A 21,232-nucleotide genomic window follows, 5' to 3' on the forward strand; every position below is an offset into this window, starting at 1 on the left:
AACCGATCCCGAACGGGGTCCGTGTTGAGTGCAGCACCCTCACCGCGGAGGAGGAACGGCGATGTTCAACGAGACCCGGGTCGGCACGGCGACCGTCGTTGAGTTCGTTCGGCCGGACGGCTCGGTCGAGCCGATGAACGTCGACCTCCACTACCGCTCAGACGATCCGCACGCCGTGACCATGCGTTTTCACGCGCGCGACCAGGAGTCGGTCTGGCTCGTCGGACGCGAACTGCTCGCGGACGGGATCCTGTCTCCCGCCGGACTCGGGGACGTGCGGCTGCGGCCGGGTGACGGGGACGTGCTGTTCCTGGAGCTGCTCACCGAGGACTCGCACGCGGTGTTCCAGCTGTCGGCGACCGAGTTGCAGCGGTTCCTGGACTCCACCTACGCGGCGGTGCCGGCCGGTCGTGAGGTCCTCGACTTCGAACTGCTGATGAAGGACCTGCTCGGCTGACGTTCCGGCGCGTTCCGCGACGTTCCGGAACAGCCGTTTCACCCCACCTGCTCGGGCAGGGTTCCGCCCGGTTCCGGAAGTCGCCGGGACCGCGGAACGTAAGGGGAGATGGATGCGGACCACCCTCCGCCGGGGGTTCCCGGCACTCGTGGCGCTGTTCGGGGCGCTCGCGCTGGTTCTCGGCCTGTCCGGCACGGCGTCGGCGGCCTCGGCCGAGTTCTACGCGCCCAGCATTCCGTGGAGCACGTCCACGAGCCCGAGCCAGCCGTGGACGAACTCCACGAACATCTGCTTCGGCGGCGGTCACTGCGGCGGTTCCGGCAGCAACGTCATCGTCAGGACGCCCTCGGCGTACATCAGCTCGGTGCACGTGAACGTGCACGACAACGTCAGCAACAAGCACCAGGGCACGGTGTTCGTGTTCGTCGACGACGTGCTGGTGGGCTCCGCCGACGTCCTCGCCGGCGGCAGCATTCACGCCTTCCCGGTCAACCGGGCCGGATCGACGATCAAGGTGACCGCGGCGCCGCACCCGTCGGCGTGGTCCGACGAGGTCGTCCTGCTGGGCATGCTGGTCCTCTAGGACGTTTCCCGGCCGAGGACGTCCCGTGCCTCCTGGAGGAACGGGGCGGCCTCGGCCGTTCGTCCTTGGCGGAGGTGCAGGTTGCCGAGTTGGAGCAAGGTCCGGCGCAGTGCGGTTCTCTCCTCGATCGAACGGTGCAGCGCCAGAGCCTTGTAGGTGATCGCGAGTGCTTCGTCGTGGCGGCCCAGTCCCGCGTAGCTGATGCCCAGGCTCGCCATCACGGCACCGCGGCCCGCGTGGTCCTCGACCTCCGCGTACTGGTCTCGCGCCCGTTCCAGCAGGTCAAGGGCTTTGACGAAGCGCAGGGCGTGGTTGTGGGCCGCGCCCAGTTGAGCTAGAGCCTGGACCTGGATCGCGTGGTCGCCCTCCCGTTCCGCTGCTGCCAGGAGGGCTTCGAACACCTCCACGCAGTCGTGCTCGACGTGGGCGTTGTGTGGCCACATCGTGCGGAAGGCGCGCAGCAGGTCTTCAGGCGCTTCGGTGAGGTTCTTCAACAGTTGCAGGACGTCGTCCAACGGCAAGACGTCGAGTACGAACCGTTGCGCGCCATACTTCACGACCAGATCGTTCATGGCGTCTCTGCTCGTCACGATGACCGCGGACCTGCCCGCGCCCGGTAGCAGTGGCACGACCTGGGCGGCGTCACGGGCGTTGTCCAGCACCACCAGCACACGCCGCCGCGCCAGAGTGGTGCGCAGCGACGAGACGAGTTCGTCCGGTTCGTCGGGCACGTTCACGTCCAGGCCGCGCAGGAGTGCCGCCGCCGGCCGTTCCGCGTCCTGAAGATCGAGGTACAGCACACCGTCGGGGAACCGGTCGGCCACCCGGTGCGCCCATCGGACGGCGAGCACGGTCTTGCCGATGCCCGCCGGTCCCGACACCACGACGATCTGCCCGTTGATCGCCGCCAGCACGTCCTCCCTGCCGACGAAGCCGTGCACGTCCGGCGGGAGTTGCATGGGCGCCGTGGTCCTGGGCCTTCGGCGGGTCTCCTCGACGCGGTCGCGGGCGGTGGCGAGCGCGGCCTGTTCCTTCGCGGTCGCACCCAGGATCCCGATCAGCACGTCGAACCGGTCCGTCGGCGGGAGGGTGACGCCGCTGAGGTACTCGGACACCCTGCCCACGGCATAGCCCGACTTCGCCGCGATCTCGCGGACCGTGAGCTCCTTGTCGTTCTGCGACCTCGCGTGTCTTCGGCGCAGCGCACGCAGCAGAACCGCGAGTTGCTCGGTCGTCGTCACGTCCTCGACGCCGTCCATCATCTAGTGTCCTGAGTCGTTAATTCTCTGACAGTAGGCGGCTAGGGACTCGAGGATCTGGTCTGCTGTGCGGGTCCAGACGTAGGGCTTGGGGTTGGTGTTCCACTGCTCGATCCAGCCGCGGATGTCTTTCTCCAGTGCGGTGACCGAGCGGTGGACGCCCCGGCGAAGAAGCTTGACGGTGATCTCGGCGAAGAAGCGTTCGACCAGGTTGAGCCAGCTTGAGCTGGTCGGGGTGAAGTGCAAGTGGAAGCGTGGGTGCTTGAGCAGCCACGTCTTCACCGCGGGTGTCTTGTGGGTACTGAGGTTGTCGAGGATGACGTGGACATCCAGGCCGGTGGGCACGTTCTTGTCGATAGTGCGCAGAAACGCCAGGAACTCCTGGTGCCGGTGACGGCGTTTCACCGCGCTGATCACCTGTCCGGTGGCGATCTCCAGCGCTGCGAACAGGCTCGTGGTGCCGTGCCGGATGTAGTCGAAACTCTGTCGCTCGGGCACGCCGGGCAGCATCGGCAACACCGGCGCCGAGCGGTCCAGTGCCTGAATTCCGGTCTTCTCGTCCACGCACAACACCACGGCTTTCGCGGGCGGGTCGAGATAGAGGCCGACGACATCGCGGACCTTGTCCACGAACAACGGATCCTTGCTGATCTTGAAGGTGTCGACCTTGTGCGGCTTGAGGCCGAACGCCCGCCAGATCCGCGAGACCGCCGACTGCGACATCCCGACCTGCGTGGCCAGTGACCGGGTCGACCAGTGCGTCGCGCCGACCGGCTTGGTCTCCAGTGTCGTGACCACGATCTGCTCGACCTGATCGTCGGTGATCGTGCGCGGCCGGCCTGGGCGAGGCTCGTCCGACAACCCGTCCAGCCGGTCGCGCAGGAACCGTGCCCGCCAGGTCGCCACCGTCTGACGGCCCAGGCTCAACTGTTGCGCCACAACGGTGTTCGACTCACCAGTCTCGGCACATGCCAGCACGATCCGGGCTCGCAACGCCAACGCCTGCGCAGTTGTCCGCCGACGCGTCCAGCTCTCCAGGACTCGGCGTTCGTCATCGGACAGGGTCAGCGGCACCAGTTTCGGGTTCGGCACCGACACAATCTAGTGCTGATGCCGAATTAACGACTCAGGACACTAGTGGCGCGTCTCGGAACGTTGGCGAGGTAATGCACGCTCAGCAGGGCACCTCGCGGCGCCGCCCCCACGCCCCCCGTACAACCAGTACGAGGACGTGGGGGCGACACCACGATGCACCCGTCTGACCGCGAATTCCCCCGGCAACGTTCCGAGCCACACCACTAGAGACGCAGCCCCAGGACGAGCTTGTCCGCGGAGTCGACCACCCGGAAGCCGATGTGCTCCCAGAAGCCGATCGCGTGTGTGTTGTGGTGCCGCACGTGCACATGGACGCCCTTCTCCAGACGTTCGAGCACGCTGCGAACGAGCGTGCCACCGAACCCCTTGCCCTTCGCGCGGGGCAGCAGGTTCGCGTGCATGTGCGCCGGATAGTCCCGGATCATCATCAGGTCGGCGCGGGCCGGGTGATGGATCTGCTGCACGATCCGGTTCGCGTTCGGTGTCAGCGGATAGCGGACGCGCAGGTCAGGCCACCAGTCGCGGTCGCAGCGGTCCTCGAAGGCCTCCGTGTCGGACGCCGCGAGCGCGTACCCGCAGACCCCTTCGTCGTCCTCCGCCACGAACACCAGGTCGGGCTCGAACGCCACGTACGGGCCGACGTAGGCGTGACCCATCAGGCGTGCGTCGTCGAACAGATGGCGCGCGCCCTGGCCACCGTTGCCGGTGTCGAGGCAGATGTCGTACAGCGCGTCCAGGTCAGAGGGCCGGTACGCGCGGATCACCTGAGCTCGCGCCGTTCGGTGATGACGACGGGCTCGGCTTCGACGTCGATCACTTCACCCTCGACGACCTGGCCTGCGCCGAAGCGGCGTTCGTGCTCGAACTTGAGCGCCGCCGCCTCCGCCTGGCGCGCGATCCGCCGGCTCACGAGCTTGCGCGTGGGCGGGAAGAGCAGGAACAACGCGGCCACGTCGCTGATGAAGCCCGGCACCATGATCAACGCGCCGGCTGCCGCGATCAGCACGCCGTCCGCCATCTCCTGGTGCGGCTGCTGGCGCTGGAACACCGACTCGCGGAACGCGGCCATCGTCTGCGCGCCCTGACGGCGCACCAGCGACAGTCCGACGAGGGTGCCGAGCAGGAGCAGAGCGATCATCCAGAGCCCGCCGATGGCGTTGCCGACGGCGACCATGACCGCGATCTCGGCGAACATCCCGAGCAGCAGCAGCGCGAAAAGGGGCATGTCTGGTCAACGCACGACAGCCGTCAAATGCTCCCGACCGGCCCTCCACCAGGTCTTGAGCTGAAATATTTACGGCACGCTAGCGGTATGACAGGATATCTTCACGCGACCTCGACGCTGAGGAGTACGGATGACTGCGCTGCACGACGCCACCACGGCGCTGGAGCGGCTGGACCGCCAGCCGTACACGTACGTCCGCCGTGAGCTGGTCGAACCCGACTGGCGACGCTTCCCCGGCTGGTCGCACGTGACCGAGGCGCAATGGCGCGACGCCCAGTGGCAGCGGGTGAACTGCGTCAAGAACGTGAAGCAGCTCCGCAAGGTCGCGGGAGACCTGCTCACTGACAAGTTCTACGACGACCTGGCCGCGGACATGGGCGCGTTCGCGACGATGTCGATGCTGATCCCGCCGCAGATGTTCAACACGATGGCGGTCGACGCCGAACTCAATCCCGACGCCTTCACCGAGGCGTTCCTGAACGACCCGGTCCGCCGCTACATGCTCCCGGTGGCCTCCGACCGCGACTCCAACTGGCCGTCACACCCGCACTCGCAGCGCGACTCGCTGCACGAGGCGGAGATGTGGGTGGTCGAGGGCCTGACCCACCGCTATCCCACCAAGGTCCTGGCCGAGATGGTGTCGACCTGCCCGCAGTACTGCGGCCACTGCACCCGCATGGACCTGGTCGGCAACTCCACGCCGTTGATCGACAAGCACAAGCTCTCGCTGAAGCCGGTCGACCGCCAGGACCAGATGATCGAGTACCTGAAGAAGACCCCGGGCGTCCGCGACGTCGTGGTCTCCGGCGGCGACGTGGCGAACGTGCCGTGGCCGCAACTCGAGTCGTTCCTCATGCGCCTGCTGGACATCGAGACCGTCCGCGACGTCCGCCTGGCCACCAAGGCACTGGCCGGCCTGCCCCAGCACTGGCTCCAGCCGCGCGTCGTCGAGGGCTTGGAACGCGTCGCGCGCACGGCGTCCCGGCGCGGCGTGAACCTCGCCATCCACACGCACGTGAACCACGCTCAGTCCGTGACGCCCCTCGTCGCCGAGGCCGCCCGCACCGCGCTTGAGGTGGGTGTGCGCGACGTGCGCAACCAGGGCGTGCTGATGAAGGGCGTCAACGCCACTTCCGACGACCTGCTGGACCTTTGCTTTGCGCTGCAAGGGGAAGCGAACATCCTGCCGTACTACTTCTACATGTGCGACATGATCCCCAACGCCGAGCACTGGCGGGTGTCGGTGTGGGAGGCGCAGGAGCTGCAGCACGCGATCATGGGCTACCTGCCTGGGTACGCGACGCCGCGGATCGTCTGCGACGTGCCGTACGTCGGGAAGCGGTGGGTGCACCAGCTCGCCGAGTACGACCGGGAGCTCGGGATTTCCTACTGGACCAAGAACTACCGCACCGGGATCGAGCTCGAAGACCCGGAGGCGTTGGACCGCCGCTACCCGTACTACGACCCGATCTCCACGCTCGGCGCGGCCGGCCAGAAGTGGTGGTCCGACCAGAGCTGACAGGTCACGACGGGGCCGTTTTCGGGACATCTCCCCAAGGGCGGCCCCATCGGCATGTTTTGCCTGTTCAGACTCATTGTGGCTCGTCGAGACTCGACGACAAGGGGCCCAGACCCGCTGAGCACCGGCCAGGCGGCGCCGGGAGCGCCGATGAACCGGTCAGCCGGCACCCGCACGTCCTCCAGCCGGATCTCGTGAAAGACCTCATCACTCACCGTGGAAATCGGTGTGACATTCACAGCCGGATCGCCGAGCGACACCAATGCGAGCGAGAGCCCGTCGTACCGGGAACCTTCTTCTGCCGTACGGAAGGCACACAGCACATCTGTGGCGAGCGGCGTTCGGGCACTCCACGTCTTGCGCCCGGAGACGATCCAGTCACCATCGCCGGCCGGTCGGCCCGCGGTGCTGATTCCGGCCAGGTCGGATCCTGCCGTCAATTCGGAGAACAACACGCTGGCAAATCGTTCTCCCGCCGCCAGTCCGGGCAGGAATGCGGCTTTCAGCGCGTCCGAACCGTGGTCGAGAACCACGCTGCCGACCACCTGGATCGACGTGATGTAGAGGGTGTCCGGACACCCGGCCAAGCCCATGGCCTCCAGCAGGAGGCAGGCCTCCACCTGCCCATAGCCGCGTCCACCCGCACTTTCGGGCCAGTGCGGAGCGAGCAACCGCTGCTGCCCCATGCGCCCGTACAGCTCACGCGGGTCCGATGCGGAGCGCGCGATGAGTTCGACGATGTCGGGATTGCCGAAGAAAGCCTGAAGTTCTTCCCAGAAGCTCAACTGCCGACCGTCCAGCGCCAGATTGACGGATGACTTCATCGAAGCATCACACCGGCAGCGGGCAGCCAAAATAACGCCATTACTGGCAACAAGGTTAGCCATCCCCCCAGGGAAATCAATGCGGTCGGGACATTAGGTGGACGAAGTAACCACACACAAGTGCGAGTGCTTCACATCACGACAGGTCCAACTTGTCTAAACCAATCTTCGACAGCTCATTCGACACCTGCGCCCGCCGTGCCCGAATTCGGGCACGAGATTTGTCGCGCTGCGGATGTCTTGCCATGCTGTGCCACGTGGGGGACGAGGTTCCGGACGAGTTGCTCCGGCATGTGGTGAGGACGAGCGGTCTACCGCCTGCCGTCGCGAGTCGCCTCGTCGCCGACATCATGGGTTACTTCGTCGAGTCCGCCGAGGAGTACGTCAGGCGGCGTCACACCGAACTACGAGCCGAACAGGTCCCGAACGCGCGGATCTGGACGGTGATCCGCGAGGAGCTGACCACCCGTCCGGTCGCGGCTCCCCTGCTGTCCGAGCGCCAGCTGCGCCGCATCGTCTACGGCTGAACGTCCAGGAGCGAGCATGTGTGGAATTGTCGGATACGTCGGCCCGCAGAACGCGGTACCTCTCCTGCTCGAGGGGCTGCACCAGCTCGAGTACCGGGGCTACGACTCAGCGGGCATCGCTGTCACGGACTCCGGCGGCCTGCAGGTCGTCAAGACCGCGGGCAAGGTCTCGAACCTCCGCAAGATCGTGCCGGCCGCGCTCGCCGCGTCGTCCGGCATCGCCCACACGCGATGGGCGACGCACGGCGAGCCCAATGACCGCAACGCACACCCGCACACCGACGAGCGGCGCCGGATCGCGATCGTCCACAACGGAGTGCTGGAGAACTCCGAGCAGCTGCGGGCACAGTTGACCGCCGACGGCGTGCAACTGGCGTCGGAAACCGACAGCGAGGTGCTCGCCCACCTGATCTCCCGCAGCGAGGCGACCACTTTGGAGGACGCGGTCCGCGAGGCTCTCCACCAGGTCGAGGGCACGTACGGGATCATCGTGCTCGACGCCGACCGCCCCGGCGAACTGGTGGCGGCGAGGCGAGGCAGCCCGATCGTCCTGGGTGTCGGCGACCAGGAAATGCTGATCGCATCGGATGTCGCCGCCCTGGTCCGGTACACGCAGACGGTCATCTACCTCGACGACGACGAGTTGGCGACGGTGTCCGCCGACGGCTACCACACCAGCACCATGGACGCCGAGTCCACGACGAAGTTCCCCACGTCCGTCGACCTCACGTCGGACGAGTACGAGCTGGGCAGCCATCCGGACTTCATGCACAAGGAGATACACGAACAGCGCGCCGCGGTGGACCGCTGCCTGCGCGGCCGCCTCGACCGACGCTTCATGTCCGCCCGGCTCGACGGCATCGGCCTGTCCCCCCGCGAGTACCAGCAGATCCGCCGTGTGAAGCTGCTCGGCTGCGGCTCCGCCTACTACGCGGGACAGGTGGGCGCGGGCATGATCGAGGAGCTGGCCAGGATCCCCGCCGACGCCGAACCGGCCTCCGAGTTCCGCTACCGCAACCCGGTCATCGACTCCGACACCCTTTACGTGGCCATCAGCCAGTCCGGCGAGACGCTGGACACGCTGGCCGCCGTGCACGAGCTCAAACGCAAGGGCGGCAGGGTGATCGGTCTCGTGAACGTCGTCAGCAGCTCGATCGCGAGGGAGTGCGGCAGCGGCATCTTCCTGCACGCGGGCCCGGAGGCCTCCGTGGCGGCGACCAAGTCCTTCACCAACATGAGCGTGGCACTGGCCCTGCTGGCACTGGAGCTGGGCCGGGTCCGCGACCTCTCCCTCGCTGAAGGCCGCCGCCTCGTCCAGGGCCTCGACGACCTGCCAGGTCACATCGACGAAATCCTTGGCGCAGAAGAAGAAATCGCCAGCATCGCGAAGCGCTACGCCAACGCCGAACACATGTTCTTCATCGGTCGCGTCCGCGGCTGGCCGGTGGCCCGCGAGGGTGCGCAGAAGCTCAAGGAGATCTCCTACATCCACGCGGAGGCCTACCAGTCGTCCGAGCTGAAGCACGGCCCGCTGGCCCTGATCGATCCCAACATGCCCACGGTGGCAGTGGTTCCCGACGACGAGCTGCTGTCCAAGAACATCTCCACCATCGAGGAGATCAAGGCCCGCGGCGGCCCGATCATCGCAGTGACGGACGCCGACCTGCCCAGCGGCCTCGTGACCGACGTGATCCGCATCCCGCGCGCCCAACCCGAACTCGCCGCGATCACGCTTTCCGTGCCGCTTCAGCTGTTCTCGTACCACCTCGCCAAGACCCTGGGCCGCGACATCGACCGCCCCCGCAACCTGGCGAAGAGCGTGACGGTCGAGTAGAACGGTGGCCGGGCGCGTCGGCGCCCGGCCACCGTCACGGGGCTGGTCAGCCCTACCGTCAAGACCCACGTCGCCCGACTCATGGAGCGGACCGGAGCCCCCGACCGGGTTCATCTGGCCCTGTTGGCCATCAAGCACCGGATTGAGCCGTGACCGCCGCGCTCAGCTTGTCGTTCGAACCTTGGACCTTCGTCAGGCGGTCACGATCCGCAGCACCAATGCGGCAGCCGCGAGCAGCGTGAGCACGACCGCCGGCACGGTCTCGGCGACCTTGTCCTTGGCGCGCACGTGGACGATCACCGCACCCGCCATCAGCAGCGTCAGACCGAGGGCCGCCGCGATACCCAGCGGCGCCCACCACAGACCGATGAGCAGGCCCGCGGCGCCCGCGATCTCCAGCAGGCCGATGTTGCGATAGCCGTTCGCGGAGAACCCGTGGGTCTCGGCGGCGGTCACCATCGCGGGCACCTTCATGACCTTCGAGACCCCGGCCCCGATGAAGGCGACGGCAAGCAGTGCGCTGAGGACAAGCGTTGCGATGAACATACGATGGAAGATAGCAGATCGTTGAACCGCCTCAATGGTTTAGTCGACAGCTATAGTTGTGGGGTGGACGGGGAACGGGTTGGAATGCTCCTGATGCACCTGGGCAGGGATGTCGACGCCCGGCTGCGCAGGCAGTTGAGCGTCTACGGCCTCACACCCAGGCACGGCTACACGCTGTCGCACCTGTGCGACAACGGCCCGACGAGCCAGCAGAGCCTGCTGGACGTGCTGGACGTCGACCCCAGCGTGCTCGTCGCGATCCTCAACGACCTGGAGAACGCCGGCCTCGCCGAGCGCAAGCGCGATCCCGACGACCGCCGCAGGCACATCGTCGTGATGTCCGAACAGGGCCGCACCGCGCTGACGACTATGCAGGACACCATCGACACGATCGAACGCGAACTGCTGGCCGACCTGTCTCCCGCAGACGCCGACCAGCTGCGCTCACTCCTGTCCAAGGTCCGCTCCCCTGCCGACACCTCCTGCACGGGCGACTAGCAGTGGTTTGTCAGGTGTTGCCGACCTGACCGGGGTCGACATCTCGGTCGATGGGGCACCAAGGCCGGGAAAGAGCTGGGGGCGGCTCAGAACTCGGCGATCTCTTCGGTCCAGCTCTGCGAAACCGAGCACCACTCCCCTCGACGCTAGTTCTGACAACCGCAACCAGACGCGGTCTTGGCCTCCGCGACGGTGACGCCGGGCTCGACGGACTGCTCGTCCGAGGAGCAGCAGGCGCTGACACCGCAGCAGGAGCCTTCGGCCTGCGCCGGAGCCGTTGTGGTGACGGGTTCGACGTCGAGTGGCTTCACCGCGCGAACGATGGCCCCGTGCATGCCATCGGCGGCCTCGAACGTCGGCGTGATCTCGATGCCGGTGAACCCCGCGGCTTCCAGGCCCTTGCGGTACTCGGTGAACGTGAGAGCGCCGGCGATGCAGCTGACGTAGGAGCCGCGTTCGGCTCGTTCGGCGGACGTGAGGTGGTCGTCGGCGACGACGTCGGAGATGCCGATGCGGCCGCCGGGACGCAGGACGCGGAATGTTTCGGCGAACACGGCGGGCTTGTCGACGGAGAGGTTGATGACGCAGTTGGAGATCACGACGTCGATGGTGTTGCCGGGCAACGGGATGGCCTCGATGTTCCCCTTGAGGAACTCGACGTTGGCGGCGCCTGCCTTCTCCGCGTTGGACAGGGCCAGCGCGAGCATCTCGTCGGTCATGTCCAGGCCGTAGGCCTTGCCCGTGGCGCCCACGCGGCGCGCGGAGAGCAGGACGTCGATGCCGCCGCCCGAGCCCAGGTCCAGCACTCGCTCGCCTTCGCGGAGTTCGGCGACGGCGATGGGGTTGCCGCAGCCGAGTGAGGCGGCGACGGCCTCGGCGGGCAGTTCGTCGCGCTGGGCGGCCGGGTAGAGCGTGGCGCCGAAGGTCTCGTCGACCTCGGTGGCCTGCGGTCCGCAGCACCCGCCTCCACCTTGGACGACTGCGGTCGCGGCGGCGGCGTAGCGGGCGCGGACGGTCTCACGCAGCTCGGTCTGCTCGCTCATGAGCGGTCTACCTCCAGGCTGTATCGAAGTTTGTCTATGCAGTGTTGCGCGAAACCCCGAGTGCCGTCAATATTGAAATATGTCGAAGCAAGAGGCTGGCTGCTGCGCACCACTGCCGGAAGATCCGCTGGCTGCGGAACAGGCGGCGGAGCTGTCGGCGATGTTCAAGGCGCTCGGCGACCCGGTGCGCCTGCGACTGCTGTCGATGATCGCTTCGGGCCCCGATGCCGGAGTCTGCGTCTGCGAGCTGACCCCGGCGTTCGAGCTCTCTCAGCCCACGATCTCGCATCACCTCAAGCTGCTGCGGCAGGCCGGTTTGGTCGACTGCGAGCGCCGGGGCACATGGGTCTACTACTGGGTGCGTCCGGAGACGACCGATCGGATGGCCGCGATGCTGAGCGGCGTGAGCGAACGGCGTGCGGTCACGGCCTGATCGTCGCGGCGATCTTCGCGACCGTCGCCTTCGCGGTCGGCCCGACCCCGATGAGGGTCGCGGACGCCGGTCCGGTCCAGCTGCCGTAGCCGAGCAGATGCAGGCGCGGTTCTTCCGCGGCGGTGGTGCCGTCGACGGCGACGCGTCCCTTGGCGTCACGCAGTCGCAACGGCGCGAGGTGGCTCAGGGCGGGCCGGAATCCGGTGCACCACACCACAACGTCGGCCGCTGACAGGGCTTCGCTGTCCATCGAGGTGGCCACGAGCAGTCCGTTGTCGCGGGCTTCGCGCACGGACGGCACGGCCACGATGTCGCCGAGTTCGCCGACGCTGCCGCGCCGGGTCGCGATGTCGAACAGCGCTTTGCCGTCGATCTCGTCCGGCATGTACCGCGGCGGGCGGCGGGTCATCCAGGTCAGTTCGGTGTGCGGCGCGAGGTCGGCGGCGATCTGGGCGCCGGAGTTGCCGCCGCCGACCACCACGACCTTCTGCCCGGCGTACTCCAGCGGGTCGCGGTAGTCCACGGTGTGCAGCTGGTGGCCGGGCAGGTCCATCAACGGCCGGAACGGCCGCCACCAGGTGCCGGTCGCGCTGATGACGTGCCGTGCGGACCAGGTTCCGGCATCGGTGTGCACCACCAGCCGGTCGCCGTCGCGGGTCACCGAGTCGACCTGAACGGGACGTTGGACGGGGATGTCGTAGCGCTTCTCGTACGCGGTCAGGTAGTCGACGACGTGCCGTGCCGTCGGATATCCGTCCGAAAAGGACGGCATGGGCCGGCCCGGCAACGAGCTGTGTCGGGCAACGCTGAACAGCCTCAAGGAGTTCCACGTGAGCGGCCACGCCCCACCCGGCACGGGCTGGGCGTCCAGCACCACGTGGTCGATGCCCGCGCGGCGCAGGTAGAAGGCGGCGGCCAACCCTGCCTGACCGCCGCCGATCACCACGACGTCAGCCCTGAGCACGAGCCACCCATCGACGCCGCAGCCAAAGGCTGACGTAGACGAGCGCGACGAGCACGGGCACCTCGATCAGCGGCCCGACCACCCCGGCCAGGGCCTGGCCGGAGGTCACGCCGAACACGCCGATCGCGACGGCGATGGCGAGCTCGAAGTTGTTGCCCGCCGCGGTGAACGCCAGCGTGGTCGTGCGCTCGTAGGAGAGTCCGGAGGCCTTGCCGAGCGCGTAGGAACCGGCCCACATGATGGCGAAGTAGACCAGCAGCGGCAGCGCGATCCTGACGACGTCGAGCGGGCGGTTCGTGATGGTCTCGCCCTGCAGCGCGAACAGGATGACGATCGTGAACAGCAGTCCGTACAACGCGATCGGGCCGATGCGCGGCAGGAACTTCGACTCGTACCACTCCCGGCCTTTCGAGCGCTCGCCCAGCTTGCGGCTCAGGTAGCCGGCCAGCAGCGGGATGCCGAGGAAGATGAGCACGGACTTGGCGATCTCCCACGCGGAGAAGTCCACCGACGCGGTGCCCAGACCGAGCCAGCCCGGCAGCAGGTCGAGGTAGAACCAGCCGAGCACACCGAACATGACGACCTGGAACACCGAGTTGAGCGCGACGAGCACGGCGGCGGCCTCGCGGTCGCCGCACGCGAGGTCGTTCCAGATGATGACCATGGCGATGCAGCGCGCGAGACCGACGATGATCAGCCCGGTCCGGTACTCCGGCAGATCAGCGAGGAAGATCCAGGCCAGCGCGAACATCAGGGCCGGACCCAGCACCCAGTTCAGCACCAGCGACAGCACCATCGTGCGCTTGTCGCGGGTGACGGTGTCGAGCTTGTCGTAGCGGACCTTCGCGAGCACCGGGTACATCATCAACAGCAGCCCCAGAGCGATCGGCAACGAGACGCCGTCGACCTTCACCGCGTCCAGCACGCCCTGCAGACCCGGCACGAACCGGCCCAGCAGCAGTCCACCGAACATCGCGACGCCGATCCACACCGGCAGGAACCTGTCCAGAAAGGACAGTCGGTGCAGCACGTCCGGTGCCGCGGTCTCCGTGGCGCTCAACAGTTCTCCAGGGTGAGGGCAGGTGTCATCGCCCGACGACAGGTCATCGGCGGGCTCGGTGTCGTTCAGATCAGTCGCAGCAGGCGCTGGTGTCGCGCAGCGGTCCTCCCGGCGCCAGCACGGCCGCGAGCGTGTCGATCGCGGCGTTGTCGATGCGGTACCAGCTCCAGGTGCCGCGGCGCTCGCGGCTGAGCACGCCGGCCTGCACGAGGATCTTCAGGTGATGACTGAGCGAGGACTGCGGCATGTCGAACTGGTCGGCCAGGTCGCAGAAGCACGCTTCCTGATTCTCCGTCCGGCGCACCAGGCTGACGAGCTCGACGCGGATCGGGTCGCCGAGCGCCTTGAACAGGCGCGCGGCGGTCGTCGAGTCGAGCAGCGTCTGGTCCGGGCTCGTCATGACGACGACCATAGCGGCTTGGATTGACAAAAGTCGATACAAGAGGTGTGATCTGCATCGACAAACTCCGGTCCAAGGAGATCTGATGTCCCGCACCAGCGGACTCCCCCAGCACGAGCTCACCGCCCGACTGGGACGTCGCCGCGCTGTTCACCTGGATCACGCATCATGAGAACCACCGCAACGAGGAGATGACCGTGTCCAAGACCCCCGAGGTGCTGTTCGTCTGCGTGCACAACGCGGGCCGGTCCCAGATGGCCGCGGCACTGCTGCAGCACTACGGCATGGGCCGCATCGCCGTCCGTTCGGCCGGTTCCGAGCCCGCGGAGAAGGTCAACCCCGCCGCCGCGGAGGCGCTCGCCGAGTGGGGTCTCGACATCACCGCCGAGGTCCCGTCGAAGCTCACGACCGAGGACGTCGAGGCGTCCGACGTGGTGATCACGATGGGCTGCGGTGACACCTGCCCGGTGTTCCCGGGCAAGCGCTACCTCGACTGGCAGCTCGAGGACCCGGCCGGACAGGGCGTCGACGCCGTGCGGCCGATCCGCGACGACATCGACCGACGCGTGCGCGGTCTCGTCGCCGAGCTGCTCGGCTAACGCCGTGGCACGCTGGCGGTCGACAACGCGGCCGCCAGCACCCCGATCAGGCCCAGCACCACGAACACCGCCGGATAACCACCGAGCCACGCCGCCATGGCACTGCCCGCCCACGGTGCGATAGCAGCCGTGAGCATGACGGGCGCGGTGAGCAGGCCGTTGAGCTGTCCGTAGTGGACGGCGCCCCAGCGGTCGGTGATCGCCGTCGCCTGCACCAGCGTGAAGATGCCGCGCGTGACGCCAGCGAGGACCGAGCCCGCGACCAGCAGCAGCGCCGGACCCGGCACGACTCCCAGCAGTGCGGTCACGGCCGCGCTGACCAGGAGGACCAGCAGGGTGCGGGTGCGCACCGTGGTCCTCGCGGAGAGCCTGGCGTAGCCGAGGCGGCCGAGCACCTGCCCGACACCGCCGAGACCGAGGGCGATCGCGGCGGCCGAGGTGGTCATGCCGCGTTCGGTCAGCAGCGGGACGAGGTTGATCACGACCGCGTAGACGCTGAACGCGGCCAGGCTCATCGCGACGACGAGGATCAGGAACGGTCTGCTGCGCGCCACCGCTGACGGCGTGTGGACGGTCTCGTGTTCGATGGCGGGCCACGGCAGCCGCAGGCCGAACAGGTGCAGCGGGATCGTTGTGACGGCGAGGAATCCGGCGAGCACGAGGTAGGTGCCCCGCCAGCCCAGGTGGTCGTTGAGGACTGCGGTCAGCGGTGCGAACACGGTGCTCGCCAGGCCCGCGACCAAGGTGAGCACGGTCAGCGCGGACACGCGGCGCGGCCCGTACCAGCGGGTGAGTGCCGCGAACGCGGGCGCGTAGAAGATTCCGGCCATCGCGACACCGGCCAGCAACCACGAGGCGGTGAACCACGCCAGCGACTCCGCGGTCGCCAGCGCGACCAGTGCGAGCACGGCGACGACCGAGCCGGTCGTCATGATGGCGCGTGGACCGTGCCGGTCGAGCAGCCTGCCCACCGGAATGCCGACCAGGCCCGCGACGATCTGGCTCGCGGAGAACCCGGCGGTGATCGCGGCGTGCGACCAGCCCGTGCGTTCGCCGATCGTCGGCAGCAGCACGGGAAACGCGTAGTACAGGATTCCCCAGCTGATGATCTCCGTGGCGCACAGGACGATCAGCACGCGGCGCAGCCCGGCATCGGTGCCGGGCTGCGCTGTCGTGGTGTCAGCGTGCACTGGGCGCGAGGCCGATCGTCAGCTCACCGTGCTCCGGCGAGCCACAGCAGCCGCCCTCGTTCTTCCGCTCCTCCGGTGCGTCGAACACGCCCGCGCCGCCGCACACCCCGGTCTCGGGCAGCACGAGATCGACCCGACCGGCCGCCTCGTGGTCGCCGGCGATCGCCGCCACGACGGACCGCGCCTGCTCGTAGCCCGTCAGCGACAGGAAGGTCGGTGCACGGCCGTAGCTCTTCATGCCCACCAGGTAAACACCCGGCTCGGGGTGGCGCAGCTCGTTCTCACCATGCGGGTAGACGGTGCCGCACGAGTGGACGTTCGGGTCGATCAGCGGCGCGAGCTTCGTCGGCGCCTGCAGCACCGGGTCCAGGTCGAGCCGAACCTCCGACAACCACGACAGATCCGGCCGGAACCCGGTCAGCACCACGATCTCGTCGACGCCCTCGACCTTGTGACCGTCGAACGACTCCAGCGTGAGACTGCCGTCCGCCGCACGTTCGAGTGCCGCCGTGCGGAACCCGGTGGCGGTCTCGATGTGACCGGCTTCCACAGCCTTCTTGGCCCGCAGGCCCAACGCACCACGCGCCGGCAACTGGTCGGCCTCCCCGCCACCGAACGCGTTGCCAACGGCTCCACGGCGCAACAGCCACACGATCTTCGTGTCGGGCTCCCGCTCGGCGAGTTCCGCCAGCACGACCAACGCGGTGAGAGCGGAGTGACCGCTGCCGGCGACCGCGATCCGCTTGCCCGCGTAACGAGCCCGTTCGGCCACGAGGTCCGGCACCCGGTAAGTGATCTTCTCGGCAGCCGCCACCTCACCCACAGCGGGAAGCCCGTCTCCGCCCAACGGGTTCGGCGAGCCCCACGTGCCGGAAGCGTCGATCACCGCCCGAGCCGAGATCCGCTCCTCGCCGTCCGCGGTCTGCACGTGCACCGTCAGCGGCTCGTCCTCACGACCGGCGTCCACGATCCGGTCTCGCCCGCGCCGCGCCACACCCGCCACGCGCGCACCGAACCGCACCCGGTCACCCAGCACCTCGGCCAGCGGGCGCAGGTACTGCTCCGCCCATTCCCCGCCGCTCGGGTAGGCGTCACCGTCCGGCCGCACCCACCCGGTCTCCTTCAACAGCCGCTCGGCCGCCGGGTCGACGAGCTCGTTCCACTGCGAGAACAGCCGCACGTAGTTCCACTGCGACACGGCTGCACCGGCGCGGTCGCCCGCTTCCAGCACGAGCACCTGCTCGCCGCGTTCGACCAAGTTCGCCGCCGCGGACAAACCCGCAGGCCCGGCACCCACCACGACGACTGGGAACTCGCTCACCGCACACCCCTTGTATCGACAGATTTCGAATCAACACGGCGGACTCTATCGACCGGGATCGATAGACGCAACCATCGATTTGCGTCGATACTTCAGCCATGACGACCACAGCGGCCGCCCCGGCCGCGCTACCTGCCGACGCCGCCGCGACCTACGCGGACTGGACCGCCGTGCGCCGCATCTACGGCGAGGGCATCGCCCCGGCGACGCGACCTTCGAAACCGAAGTGCCTCTGCGCAGGGCACTCGACGCCAAGTGGCTGCCAGAACACCGCTGGGTAGCCGAAATCGACGGCCAGGTCGCAGACTGGGCCGCCGTGACCGCAATGTCCACACGGGACTGCTATGCGGGCGTCGCCGAGACGTCCATCTACGTCGGCGCGGACTTCCGAGGTTGCGGCGTCGGCAAGGCCTTGGTGCACAAGCAGGTCAACGCCGCGGACAACGCGGGCCTGTGGACGTTGCAGACCTCGGACTGAAGTGGCAACACGGTCTCTCGTCGGCGACCGCGCGAGGCGTCGGCCGCGACGCCACCCACGTGGTGCGCCGTCTGCTCAAGCGGACCGAGATCAGCTGAGCGAGAGCTGGTTCCGAGCGACGCCAAGTGGTTCCGGACACCCATCGATCCCGTCGTCGTGCACGGCTCTGCTTCCGGTGATTGGCTGGGGAGGTGCCGAAGAGAAGCATTTCCGTTGTCGCAACCGTGCCCGCGCCCGCCGAGCAGATCTTCGACGTGCTGGCCGACCCGTCGAGGCATCCGATGATCGACGGGTCCGGCTCGGTCCGTGCTCCGCGACCAGGCGCCCCGGATCGACTCGCGCTCGGCAGCACGTTCGGCATGGATATGAAGATCGGTCTCGCGTATCGCATCGAGAACGTCGTGGTCGAGTTCGAGGAGAACCGGCTGATCGCGTGGCGCCACTTCAACGGCCACCGCTGGCGCTGGAGGCTCACGCCGCTGAGCGACGGCACCACCGAGGTGACGGAGACGTTCGACTGGTCCACCGCGCGTCTTCCGCTGCTGCTCGACCTTTCGCCCATTCCCCGGCGCAACAAGTCGGCGATGGAGCGCTCGCTGAACCGGTTGTCAGCGCTCTTCGGCGCGACCGCCTGAACTGCCCTGCGTTCGGCGACGGCCCGTACCCGTGACGGTTCGACGGCACGGCGGGCTGCTCGTGTCGTCCTCTCCACGGCACTTCGCCTACGGCGCCGCGACCGCGATCGCGGTGATCACGTGGATGACACTGGCGAGGGCCGGCGCCACGGTCATGCGGGCCTCGCGCCGATGAGCGCCGATAGCGGCGTCCCCGGCCTGGACGACCGCGGCGGTGATCAGCACCAGTGCGCTGACCATTCCTGATGCGAGGAACGGCACCACGCAGACGAGGAGGCCCAGCGGCACTCCTCTGACCGCGTACATCCACGCGTAGAAGCGCTCGCCCGTGGTCGGTGTGCTCTCGTGACTCAGGGCCGACGGCCGGACAGCCGCCACGATCGCGAACCCGGTGGACACCAGGGCGACGATGCCGTTGAGCACGGCCAACAAGATCATTCCCACACTCATGTGACCCCCTGCTCAGCATTGTCCCTGATCGGTCGTCAGTCCTGAGACTTCAGGTGGCCGCGGGAGAACGCGGCGGCCCTCTCGGTCATCGACAACAAACACGAACTGGGTGATCACGCCCGCCACCGAACGCCGGGCCGAGCCGGCACGGGTACGGGAACGCGAACCCGACGACGCGGATTCACCCACCCGGGGCAACCGATGCGAGCAGAAGTAGCAGTTCGCGGCCGCCGTGCGATGCACGGGCATGGACAAGCCGGGCGCTGAGTTCGACGTGACGTTGGTCGTCGTGCACGGGATCGGTCAGCAGGCCGCCGACGACACCCTGCTGGCGTGGGCGGAACCGATCATGGACCGCGCCGACTTCCACAGCAGGGCACGCCATGGGCGCGGGATCCGGAGCACCACCGCGAACGGCGGAACGCGGGTCGAGCTCGTCGTACCGATGGGGACCACGACCTCGCGCACGATCGCGATCACGGAGGCGCGCTGGGCGGAGTCCTTCACCGCTCTGCGCGCCACCCAGGTCGTCGGATGGATGATCCGGTTCGCGCCGCGTGCCTGCCTCCGGGCTGTGCGGCACGTCGTGCGGCTGATGTCGGTCGCGATGGGATCCTTCCGAGACACCGCCGACGTAGCCGTCGCGGCGGGGCGCCATTCGTTCCGTTCCACCGGGCCCGACCCGCGGATGGTGCTGGGGCTTCTCGCTGTGGCGGTGGCAGGTGGCCTCACGACCGCTCTCGCCATCGCCGCTCTGGTGATCGTGCTGCCCTTGGTCGTGGTGCTCGGGTTGCTGTGCCTGGTGCTGGCGCTCGCGCTGTCCAAGGTTCCTGTGGTCGGCGCGAAGGTGCGCCCCGCGCTCGGCAGGCTGGTCGCCTACGTCGGTGATGCCGCGGCGTGGACCGAACGCCCTCTGCGCGCCGGCAAGATGGCCGAGAAGGTGCGGATGGCCGTGCGCGATGCCCAAGCGTGCAGCAGGCAGGTGGTGCTTCTCGGCCATTCCCAAGGAGCCGCCGTCGCCGCGGAGGTGTGCTTCGGTGAGGGCGGTGAGCCGGTCGACGTGCTCGTCACCGTGGGCAGCGGGGTGAGCCTGCTGGACCAGCCCAAGTTCACCAACGGCACGCCTCGCGACGAGCACTACCTGACCATGTGGGCCAGAACTCCGTCGACGCGGTGGATCAACGCCTGGGCCATGTGGGACCCAGTACCGTCCGGGCCTGTCGGGACGACGACGAACGCGGTGAAGAACCGCTGGGCGGCCATGTGGCACAACGGCGCACTGCGGACCGCCGCGGAACAGCACCACGCCGACGAGCCGCCGCCGGATTCCGCTTGGTACAAGATGTCGGGGTTCGCCCTCGGCCTGGTCATGCCCGGTACTGGCCGCACTCCGGGCCTCCTCCCCGGAATGGACGTGGACCGCCCGGAAGCCGTCCCGCCCCAGGAACCTCCGCGATGGGATGTCGTCGCGCCGTCGGACGTCGGACCCGAAGAGTGGCCACTGCACAACCGTTCCTCGCTCATCAAGGACCACATCAGCTACACGGACAACATCTCTCAGCTCATCGACCGCCTGTGCGCGTTGCTCCTCGACACCGGCCACACGTTCGTCCACGGCCCGCACACACCGGGAGAACCGGAGCACCGCGAACGACTGCGCGAGAAGGCTTACGTGACGGCGGTGCGTCAGCTCGGCCTCTTCCGGCTGCTCTGCCTGCCACTCGCCCTGGTGTTCGCCACGGTGCTCGTCGACACCCCGTGGGTCCAGTCCGCGTTGCGGTGGCTCGACGCCAAGGCAGGTGCGGCAACGGGATGGGTGAAGGCCCTGTACGCCACGATCACCCTGTTCGATCTCCGCGATCTGTGGGGCTACGCGCTGCTGACCATCGTGCTCACCGCCTTGCTGCTGTCCACCGGCAACGCCCTGTGGCGACTGCGACGCGATGCGATCCTTTGGCGGGACAAGGGCGTGGGACTGAGATCCGCTCCCTTCTACATGTACGTCGCGGTGATCGTCGCCGCGGGTGCGGTCATCGCCCTGGACTTCGACCTGGACAGCAGCACGGTGAAATGGGCCGTGCTCGGCGGAGGCTTGGCCGGGATCATGGGGACGCTCGTCTTCATGTCTCCCGCCGACATCGCACCTGTCCCCGCGGTGACAGCCGCACAGCAACGCGACGACACGTGAACAACGGCAGTCCGGCTTCGTCAGGCGTTCGGGGTCCGACATTCCAGCTTCTGCCCTGTACTCGGAGTCCGATCACGACCTACAGTCGTCACGTACTAGATCAA

At 67.9% G+C, this 21,232-nt stretch carries 23 protein-coding genes and 1 pseudogene; 11 read left to right on the forward strand and 13 right to left on the reverse strand.

Annotated features, from left to right (window positions below; genetic code table 11):
* The first annotated feature begins 61 nt into the window (after positions 1 to 61).
* Together OG205_RS15710 and OG205_RS15715 are read left to right on the forward strand one after the other, a co-directional pair.
* Positions 62 to 457 carry an SsgA family sporulation/cell division regulator gene (locus OG205_RS15710; RefSeq protein WP_330276983.1) on the forward strand — a complete coding sequence of 132 codons (396 nt, stop codon included), beginning with the start codon at positions 62 to 64 and terminating at the stop codon, positions 455 to 457.
* A gap of 112 nt (positions 458 to 569) precedes the next feature.
* Complete coding sequence (locus OG205_RS15715; protein WP_330276984.1) at positions 570 to 1,040, forward strand: hypothetical protein; 471 nt, start codon at positions 570 to 572, stop codon at positions 1,038 to 1,040.
* On the opposite strand, the gene OG205_RS15720 is transcribed toward OG205_RS15715, so the two are convergent.
* The 4 genes from OG205_RS15720 to OG205_RS15735 all read right to left on the reverse strand — a co-directional run bounded on the left by OG205_RS15720 (position 1,037) and on the right by OG205_RS15735 (position 4,619).
* Positions 1,037 to 2,302 carry a tetratricopeptide repeat protein gene (locus tag OG205_RS15720; RefSeq protein ID WP_330276985.1) on the reverse strand — a complete coding sequence of 422 codons (1,266 nt, stop codon included), beginning with the start codon at positions 2,300 to 2,302 and terminating at the stop codon, positions 1,037 to 1,039. The genes OG205_RS15715 and OG205_RS15720 overlap by 4 nt on opposite strands.
* Complete coding sequence (locus OG205_RS15725; RefSeq protein WP_442916586.1) at positions 2,303 to 3,391, reverse strand: IS630 family transposase; 1,089 nt, start codon at positions 3,389 to 3,391, stop codon at positions 2,303 to 2,305. It abuts the gene before it with no gap.
* A 206-nt stretch (positions 3,392 to 3,597) separates the two neighbouring features.
* Positions 3,598 to 4,158, reverse strand: coding sequence for a GNAT family N-acetyltransferase (locus OG205_RS15730; RefSeq protein ID WP_330276986.1), 561 nt, complete (start codon positions 4,156 to 4,158; stop codon positions 3,598 to 3,600).
* Complete coding sequence (locus OG205_RS15735) at positions 4,155 to 4,619, reverse strand: FxsA family protein (protein ID WP_330276987.1); 465 nt, start codon at positions 4,617 to 4,619, stop codon at positions 4,155 to 4,157. The genes OG205_RS15730 and OG205_RS15735 overlap by 4 nt, the downstream gene beginning before the upstream one ends.
* A 130-nt stretch (positions 4,620 to 4,749) precedes the next feature.
* Between OG205_RS15735 and OG205_RS15740 the strand changes: the two genes are divergently transcribed.
* The gene (locus OG205_RS15740) at positions 4,750 to 6,138 is read left to right on the forward strand and encodes a KamA family radical SAM protein (RefSeq protein WP_330276988.1); all 1,389 of its coding nucleotides are present in this window, start codon (positions 4,750 to 4,752) and stop codon (positions 6,136 to 6,138) included.
* Here the strand turns inward: OG205_RS15740 and OG205_RS15745 are convergent.
* Positions 6,078 to 6,962: an acyl-CoA dehydrogenase family protein gene (locus OG205_RS15745; protein WP_330276989.1), complete on the reverse strand. Its 885-nt coding sequence runs from the start codon at positions 6,960 to 6,962 to the stop codon at positions 6,078 to 6,080. The two genes, OG205_RS15740 and OG205_RS15745, sit on opposite strands and share 61 nt — an antisense overlap.
* A gap of 257 nt (positions 6,963 to 7,219) precedes the next feature.
* On the opposite strand from OG205_RS15745, the gene OG205_RS15750 reads away from it, so the two are divergent.
* Positions 7,220 to 7,489, forward strand: a complete 270-nt coding sequence (locus tag OG205_RS15750) for a hypothetical protein (protein ID WP_330276990.1) — start codon at positions 7,220 to 7,222, stop codon at positions 7,487 to 7,489.
* 16 nt (positions 7,490 to 7,505) lie between these two features.
* Complete coding sequence (gene glmS / locus OG205_RS15755; RefSeq protein WP_330276991.1) at positions 7,506 to 9,323, forward strand: glutamine--fructose-6-phosphate transaminase (isomerizing); 1,818 nt, start codon at positions 7,506 to 7,508, stop codon at positions 9,321 to 9,323.
* A 192-nt stretch (positions 9,324 to 9,515) separates the two neighbouring features.
* Here the strand turns inward: glmS and OG205_RS15760 are convergent, their stop codons facing one another.
* Positions 9,516 to 9,869 carry a DoxX family protein gene (locus tag OG205_RS15760; RefSeq protein WP_330276992.1) on the reverse strand — a complete coding sequence of 118 codons (354 nt, stop codon included), beginning with the start codon at positions 9,867 to 9,869 and terminating at the stop codon, positions 9,516 to 9,518.
* A gap of 63 nt (positions 9,870 to 9,932) precedes the next feature.
* Here OG205_RS15760 and OG205_RS15765 point away from each other — a divergent pair, with 63 nt between their 5' ends.
* Positions 9,933 to 10,367: a MarR family winged helix-turn-helix transcriptional regulator gene (locus OG205_RS15765; RefSeq protein ID WP_330276993.1), complete on the forward strand. Its 435-nt coding sequence runs from the start codon at positions 9,933 to 9,935 to the stop codon at positions 10,365 to 10,367.
* 146 nt (positions 10,368 to 10,513) lie between these two features.
* On the opposite strand, the gene arsM is transcribed toward OG205_RS15765, so the two are convergent.
* Complete coding sequence (gene arsM / locus OG205_RS15770; RefSeq protein ID WP_330276994.1) at positions 10,514 to 11,410, reverse strand: arsenite methyltransferase; 897 nt, start codon at positions 11,408 to 11,410, stop codon at positions 10,514 to 10,516.
* Positions 11,411 to 11,489: 79 nt separating this feature from the next.
* Here arsM and OG205_RS15775 point away from each other — a divergent pair, with 79 nt between their 5' ends.
* Positions 11,490 to 11,843 carry an ArsR/SmtB family transcription factor gene (locus tag OG205_RS15775; RefSeq protein ID WP_330276995.1) on the forward strand — a complete coding sequence of 118 codons (354 nt, stop codon included), beginning with the start codon at positions 11,490 to 11,492 and terminating at the stop codon, positions 11,841 to 11,843.
* Here the strand turns inward: OG205_RS15775 and OG205_RS15780 are convergent.
* The 3 genes from OG205_RS15780 to OG205_RS15790 form a co-directional block, all read right to left on the reverse strand.
* On the reverse strand, positions 11,833 to 12,807 hold the full coding sequence (locus tag OG205_RS15780) for an ArsO family NAD(P)H-dependent flavin-containing monooxygenase (protein WP_330276996.1): 975 nt from the start codon (positions 12,805 to 12,807) through the stop codon (positions 11,833 to 11,835). The genes OG205_RS15775 and OG205_RS15780 overlap by 11 nt on opposite strands.
* A complete protein-coding gene (gene arsB / locus OG205_RS15785; RefSeq protein ID WP_330276997.1) occupies positions 12,794 to 13,867 on the reverse strand; it encodes an ACR3 family arsenite efflux transporter in 1,074 nt (357 codons plus the stop codon). The genes OG205_RS15780 and arsB overlap by 14 nt, the downstream gene beginning before the upstream one ends.
* A 70-nt stretch (positions 13,868 to 13,937) precedes the next feature.
* Positions 13,938 to 14,267, reverse strand: a complete 330-nt coding sequence (locus OG205_RS15790) for an ArsR/SmtB family transcription factor (protein ID WP_330276998.1) — start codon at positions 14,265 to 14,267, stop codon at positions 13,938 to 13,940.
* Between the two features lie 197 nt (positions 14,268 to 14,464).
* Here OG205_RS15790 and OG205_RS15795 point away from each other — a divergent pair, with 197 nt between their 5' ends.
* Positions 14,465 to 14,866 (forward strand): arsenate-mycothiol transferase ArsC, encoded by a 402-nt coding sequence (locus OG205_RS15795; RefSeq protein ID WP_330276999.1) that lies wholly within the window; start codon positions 14,465 to 14,467, stop codon positions 14,864 to 14,866.
* On the opposite strand, the gene OG205_RS15800 is transcribed toward OG205_RS15795, so the two are convergent.
* Together OG205_RS15800 and OG205_RS15805 are read right to left on the reverse strand one after the other, a co-directional pair.
* On the reverse strand, positions 14,863 to 16,056 hold the full coding sequence (locus tag OG205_RS15800) for an MFS transporter (protein WP_330277000.1): 1,194 nt from the start codon (positions 16,054 to 16,056) through the stop codon (positions 14,863 to 14,865). The genes OG205_RS15795 and OG205_RS15800 overlap by 4 nt on opposite strands.
* Positions 16,046 to 17,377, reverse strand: a complete 1,332-nt coding sequence (locus OG205_RS15805; RefSeq protein WP_330277001.1) for an FAD-dependent oxidoreductase — start codon at positions 17,375 to 17,377, stop codon at positions 16,046 to 16,048. Before OG205_RS15805 ends, OG205_RS15800 begins: the two co-directional genes overlap by 11 nt.
* 119 nt (positions 17,378 to 17,496) lie before the next feature.
* Here OG205_RS15805 and OG205_RS15810 point away from each other — a divergent pair.
* Positions 17,497 to 17,849, forward strand: a pseudogene (locus OG205_RS15810) (GNAT family N-acetyltransferase); the annotation flags it as partial.
* A 197-nt stretch (positions 17,850 to 18,046) separates the two neighbouring features.
* Positions 18,047 to 18,490, forward strand: a complete 444-nt coding sequence (locus tag OG205_RS15815; protein ID WP_330277002.1) for an SRPBCC family protein — start codon at positions 18,047 to 18,049, stop codon at positions 18,488 to 18,490.
* Positions 18,491 to 18,577: 87 nt separating this feature from the next.
* Here OG205_RS15815 and OG205_RS15820 read toward each other — a convergent pair whose 3' ends face one another.
* Positions 18,578 to 18,928 carry a hypothetical protein gene (locus tag OG205_RS15820; protein WP_330277003.1) on the reverse strand — a complete coding sequence of 117 codons (351 nt, stop codon included), beginning with the start codon at positions 18,926 to 18,928 and terminating at the stop codon, positions 18,578 to 18,580.
* A gap of 259 nt (positions 18,929 to 19,187) precedes the next feature.
* Here OG205_RS15820 and OG205_RS15825 point away from each other — a divergent pair, with 259 nt between their 5' ends.
* Positions 19,188 to 21,128: a hypothetical protein gene (locus OG205_RS15825; protein WP_330277004.1), complete on the forward strand. Its 1,941-nt coding sequence runs from the start codon at positions 19,188 to 19,190 to the stop codon at positions 21,126 to 21,128.
* Positions 21,129 to 21,232 lie beyond the last annotated feature (104 nt).

This window comes from Lentzea sp. NBC_00516, from assembly GCF_036346835.1.
Taxonomy (GTDB): Bacteria; Actinomycetota; Actinomycetes; order Mycobacteriales; family Pseudonocardiaceae; genus Lentzea; species Lentzea sokolovensis.

Coding starts and splice junctions, on each gene's coding strand:
- OG205_RS15745 (WP_330276989.1), bottom strand. CDS start 6,962: ATGAAGTCATCCGTCAATCTGGCGCTGGACGGTCGGCAGTTGAGCTTC.
- OG205_RS15740 (WP_330276988.1), top strand. CDS start 4,750: ATGACTGCGCTGCACGACGCCACCACGGCGCTGGAGCGGCTGGACCGC.
- OG205_RS15775 (WP_330276995.1), top strand. CDS start 11,490: ATGTCGAAGCAAGAGGCTGGCTGCTGCGCACCACTGCCGGAAGATCCG.
- OG205_RS15790 (WP_330276998.1), bottom strand. CDS start 14,267: ATGACGAGCCCGGACCAGACGCTGCTCGACTCGACGACCGCCGCGCGC.
- OG205_RS15710 (WP_330276983.1), top strand. CDS start 62: ATGTTCAACGAGACCCGGGTCGGCACGGCGACCGTCGTTGAGTTCGTT.
- OG205_RS15720 (WP_330276985.1), bottom strand. CDS start 2,302: ATGATGGACGGCGTCGAGGACGTGACGACGACCGAGCAACTCGCGGTT.
- OG205_RS15825 (WP_330277004.1), top strand. CDS start 19,188: ATGGACAAGCCGGGCGCTGAGTTCGACGTGACGTTGGTCGTCGTGCAC.
- glmS (WP_330276991.1), top strand. CDS start 7,506: ATGTGTGGAATTGTCGGATACGTCGGCCCGCAGAACGCGGTACCTCTC.
- OG205_RS15715 (WP_330276984.1), top strand. CDS start 570: ATGCGGACCACCCTCCGCCGGGGGTTCCCGGCACTCGTGGCGCTGTTC.
- arsM (WP_330276994.1), bottom strand. CDS start 11,410: ATGAGCGAGCAGACCGAGCTGCGTGAGACCGTCCGCGCCCGCTACGCC.
- OG205_RS15760 (WP_330276992.1), bottom strand. CDS start 9,869: ATGTTCATCGCAACGCTTGTCCTCAGCGCACTGCTTGCCGTCGCCTTC.
- OG205_RS15820 (WP_330277003.1), bottom strand. CDS start 18,928: ATGATCTTGTTGGCCGTGCTCAACGGCATCGTCGCCCTGGTGTCCACC.
- OG205_RS15735 (WP_330276987.1), bottom strand. CDS start 4,619: ATGCCCCTTTTCGCGCTGCTGCTGCTCGGGATGTTCGCCGAGATCGCG.